Source organism: Brooklawnia sp., assembly GCF_049651565.1.
Lineage (GTDB): Bacteria > Actinomycetota > Actinomycetes > Propionibacteriales > Propionibacteriaceae > Brooklawnia.
This window is the reverse complement of sequence record NZ_JBASCI010000158.1, coordinates 1-4,108: the sequence shown is the minus strand read 5'-3', so window position 1 is coordinate 4,108 and position 4,108 is coordinate 1. Positions and strand designations below refer to the sequence as shown.

At 70.6% G+C, this 4,108-nt stretch carries 4 protein-coding genes and 1 pseudogene; 2 read left to right on the top strand and 3 right to left on the bottom strand.

Translation table 11 applies throughout. The features are described 5' to 3' along the window. The 3 genes from WBL05_RS07395 to WBL05_RS07385 all read right to left on the bottom strand — a co-directional run. On the bottom strand, positions 1-357 hold a 357-nt coding region (locus WBL05_RS07395; protein WP_424224843.1), incomplete at its 3' end, for a M17 family peptidase N-terminal domain-containing protein. A gap of 175 nt (positions 358-532) precedes the next feature. Further along, the gene (locus WBL05_RS07390; RefSeq protein WP_424224842.1) at positions 533-2,320 is read right to left on the bottom strand and encodes a DUF6297 family protein; all 1,788 of its coding nucleotides are present in this window, start codon (positions 2,318-2,320) and stop codon (positions 533-535) included. After that, positions 2,317-3,006, bottom strand: coding sequence for an ABC transporter ATP-binding protein (locus tag WBL05_RS07385; protein WP_424224840.1), 690 nt, complete (start codon positions 3,004-3,006; stop codon positions 2,317-2,319). Before WBL05_RS07385 ends, WBL05_RS07390 begins: the two co-directional genes overlap by 4 nt. 17 nt (positions 3,007-3,023) lie before the next feature. On the opposite strand from WBL05_RS07385, the gene WBL05_RS07380 reads away from it, so the two are divergent. Then, positions 3,024-3,824 carry a demethylmenaquinone methyltransferase gene (locus tag WBL05_RS07380; RefSeq protein ID WP_424224838.1) on the top strand — a complete coding sequence of 267 codons (801 nt, stop codon included), beginning with the start codon at positions 3,024-3,026 and terminating at the stop codon, positions 3,822-3,824. Then, positions 3,821-4,108 (top strand): annotated as a pseudogene (locus tag WBL05_RS07375) (hypothetical protein); the annotation flags it as partial. The gene WBL05_RS07380 and the pseudogene WBL05_RS07375, both read left to right, overlap by 4 nt.

Genomic DNA, 4,108 nt, shown 5'->3' with positions numbered 1-4,108 from the left:
GTCCTCGCCGATGCGGTAGACGTAGCGGGCCAGCGCCGCGCCCTCCAGCAGGGCGGCCGCTGCGTCATCGGCGGCCACCGGGGTGTCGGGGACGACCAGCGCCAGGTCGACCTGCTTCGGCACCGCGCGGGCGAAGACAGCCGCGGCGTCCCGCAACACCGCGCTGCTGACCTTGTCGCGCTCGCCCGCCCCGGCCAGCACCACGACCGGCCCGTCGGCGGACGGCACCACGAGCGTTGACTCCGGTTTGGCCTCGAACCCGAGCGCGGCCGCACGCGCCGCGTCGAGCTGGGCCGCTGCTGGTAGCGGCTCGCCGGTGAAGACGACGTATCCGACCGCGCCGCTGTCGGCGGGCACTTCCCCCCTCACGGCTACGCGCAGCTGGCGCTGCGGAAGGGAGAACTCGGGATACGGTGCCTGGTGCGTCATGATCACTCCGAAGGTCGCGTCTGCTGTTTGGGGGGACGCTACCCGCCGCCCGCCGACCGGCCATCACCCCCGACGGGTGGCTCCGGACGATCCGGCCGCGGCGTCAGCGGGTCTGGTTGCGCTGGCCGCGGGTGTAGGTGATCTTCTCCCGGCTGGCGCCGGCGGGCCGGCCGGCGCGGGCGGCCTCGAGTTCCCGTTTGGCCTCCTCGTTGCGCTCCATCATCTCCTGGGTGTTGATGCCGCCCCCGCGCAGCACCAGGTAGCAGATGGCGGCGATGGCCAGCGACACCAGCGGCGACCAGCCCACCAGCAGCGGCAGGGTGATCAGGGCGATCACGTCGAAGCCGCGCACCAGGTTGAAGGCCAGGCCGGGCGGCAGCGCACCGAAGCCGGTGGCCACCATCGGCGCGGAGTAGTCGGCCGACTTCGCGCTCACCCAGCGGATCGCTGCCACGTAGCCAGCGATGGCGGTGACGAAGCCGTGCGCCAGCCCGGTGCCCAACGCGTCGAGGGACACCTCCGGCTGCCCGATCAGCACGAACGCCGGGGACGCCGCCAGCGCCCAGACCAGGGCCAGGCCGGCCGGGACGATGGTGAGCGATCCGTTCAGTTCGGAGGTGGACATCGGGAAGGCCCGCGCCAGGCCCCGGGTGCGGCTCACCACCCGCAGCGAGTCGAAGAACGGCACCATCACGAACATCAGCACGATCGCGGTGATCGCCGGGGTCAGGTTGCCCAGACCCAGCGAGAGCAGCGCGTACGGGATGATCGCGCTGGCCAGCAGCACCAGCACCCCGCGGGGGTTGCGCAGCAGCTTGTCGACCTCGCGCCAGACCAGGGTGGCGCGTCCGGTGGCGCGACCCGGGATCGGGCGCACGTGGCCCTTGTTCAGCCAACGACGCTCGACCAGGATGTCGCGCATCAGCCCGAAGTCAAGGGCGAACGCGGCACCCTGCATGCCGCTGAGCAGGTCGCCACCGCTGACCAGCCGGGCCCGGCGCACGTACTCCAGCCGCAGCCGGGCGATCACGGAGGTGACCCCCAGCGCGGCCAGCGCCACCCCCAGCACGATCAACGCCAGTTGGGAGTTGGTCGCCGGGTCGAGATCAAGTTCCAGGCGCCCCGACGACACCAGCACCATGACACCCAGCACACCCAGCGCGACCACCCCGGTCACCGCCTGTACCGCGGCGAGGATGGCGGTGCGTTCGGCGCTCTGCTCGGCCGCGGCGAAGGTCACCGCTGCGGCAGCAGCCGCGCCGAGGGCGCCCGCCCAGATCAGCACGCCGGTCAGGTCGAGCCCGGTCAGGGTGGTGATCAGGCCGCCGAGCAGGAACCCGATCAGACCGGCACCGATGACCACACCCCACAGCCGCCGGTTCAACAGTTTCGCGCGGCGCACCGGGGCGTCCAGCAACCAGAAGCCCTCCGCGGCCGACGCGATCACCGGGCCGAAGATCCGCGAGACGGTGAGCGCCACCAGCACCGAGCCGGCCAGCGCCATCCAGGGCAGCAGGCCGCGGGCGGTGACGCAGCCGACGTCGGTGCACCCGGCCGCCGACTGCTGCACCGACATGATGCCGCTGACGACCATCGCCACGATTACCACCAGCGAGAAGATCGTCACGTAGCCGTCAGTGATCATGTCCCAGACGGTTCGGGTGGCGCGTCCCTTGCGCCAGTCCTTCATCAGCAGGGTGAGCTGACGTTCGTCGGCCAGGCCCACCTCGTAGTCCTCCACGTCACCGAACGGGACGCTGGGCTCGTAGACCACCTCGGGCACGACCAACTCGGGCAACTCGGGCACCCGCGCGGCCTGGGGTCTGGGCTGCTGCGGCTGCGTCGGCTTCGGGGTTGACTGGCGACGTTTGCGCTTGCTGGTCCGGCTCACAGTTCGAACTCCGCCTCCACCTGCGACTCACTTGCCTCGGCCTGCTCACCCAGCCGAACCACCCGGGCACCCAGCGCGTTGACCAGCGCGGGTTCGTGGCTGGCCATCACGATCGCCAGGCCCTTGGCAAGCTCATGCTTCAGTCGCGCCCCCAGCCAGGCCACGCCCTCGACGTCGAGGCGTTGCTCCGGCTCATCCATCACCAGCAGCTTCTTCGGCCTGACCAGCGCGGTCGCCAGCGCCAATCGGCGGCGCTGACCGCTGGACAGGGTTCCGGGCAGCTGGGCCGACTGCGGCACCAACTGAACTTCTTCCAGGACCTCGTCGACGAGCTGGTCGGGTTCGGCCAACCCGTGCGCCCGGGCCAGCAGGTCGAGGTGTTCGACCACCGACAGGTCGGGGAAGAAGTCCAGATCGTCCACCACGGTTGCCACGTCGCGGCGGAACTGGGGGTCGGTCTCGCTGACCTTGCGGCCGAAGACCTCCACGCGTCCCTCGCTGGGCCGGTCGGCTCCGATGATGCAGCGCAGCACCGTCGACTTGCCCGATCCGTTGCGCCCGGTCAGCGCGATGGCCTGCCCAGAACTGACCGTCAGGTTGAAACCGTCGACGATCACGTGGTCACCGTACTTCTTCATCAGGTCGGTCACCTTGAGGACCGTCTCGCGCTTGGCCATGGCCCCCATTGTGGCGCGTCGCCACAATGCACCACCAACCGGTGGCACCCGGTGCGAGTCGGGGGCCGGGGATCCCACCATTCAGTCCGGCGCCGGGCGCTGGCGTCCGGTCAGCGGTGTGGCAAGGTAGTGGGGTGCCAGACCGCGCCAGCCTCGACAAGCAGCCCGATGAAGTCGCCTCGATGTTCGATCGGGTGGCCCGCCGGTACGACCTGATGAACGACGTGATGACATTCGGACAGGTGAGGCTGTGGCGGCGGGCGGTGCTGGCCGCGATCGACCCGAAGCCCGGTGAGCTGGTGCTCGACCTGGCGGCCGGCACCGGCACCTCGTCCGAACCGATCGCCCGGGCCGGCGCCGTTCCGTTCGCCACCGACATGTCGATCGGCATGCTGACCGAAGGCCTGCGCCGTTACCCACACCTGAGCTTCATCGCCGGTGACGGGCTGCGGCTGCCGTTCCGGGATGACGCGTTCGACGCGGTCACCATCAGCTACGGCCTGCGCAACGTGCACGACACCCGAGCCGGGCTGGCCGAGATGCTGCGGGTGACCCGGCCGGGTGGGCGAATCGTGGTCGCCGAGTTCAGCACCCCCACCTGGCCGCCGTTCCGGGCGGCCTACCGGTTCTACATGGGCAACGTGCTGCCCCGGTTCCAGCCGGCTTCGTCGAACGCTGCCGCCTACGACTACCTGACCGAGTCGATCATGGCTTGGCCCGACCAGCCGACGCTGGCCGCGATGATGCGCGAGGTGGGCTGGCGCGGCGTCCAGTGGAAGAACCTGACCGGTGGCATCGTGGCGATGCACCGCGGTTGGGCGCCGTGAACCCGTCCAGGCAGGTCGTGCTGCTCGACGCCTACGCGGCGATCCGCTGCCCGGTCAAGGTGCAGAACTACTACGACGCCACGATTCAGCTCCCCGAAGGAGCCTCTGGCTATGGGGTGCGCGGCAGCAGCGAGGCGCAGCAGGAGTACTTCGCCGACGGCCGCGAGTTCGTCGGCGGGGTGCAGGACGTGTTGGCGAGGCTGGCCGGCGCGGTCGACCTGCGGCCGCTCGCCGATGAGGACCCCCAGGTCGCCCAGGACGCCACCGAGGACGCGGTGCAGGCC

Excerpts from the sequence above, each read along its gene's own strand:
- WBL05_RS07385 (WP_424224840.1), bottom strand. The coding sequence starts at position 3,006 with ATGGGGGCCATGGCCAAGCGCGAGACGGTCCTCAAGGTGACCGACCTG.
- WBL05_RS07380 (WP_424224838.1), top strand. The coding sequence starts at position 3,024 with ATGCACCACCAACCGGTGGCACCCGGTGCGAGTCGGGGGCCGGGGATC.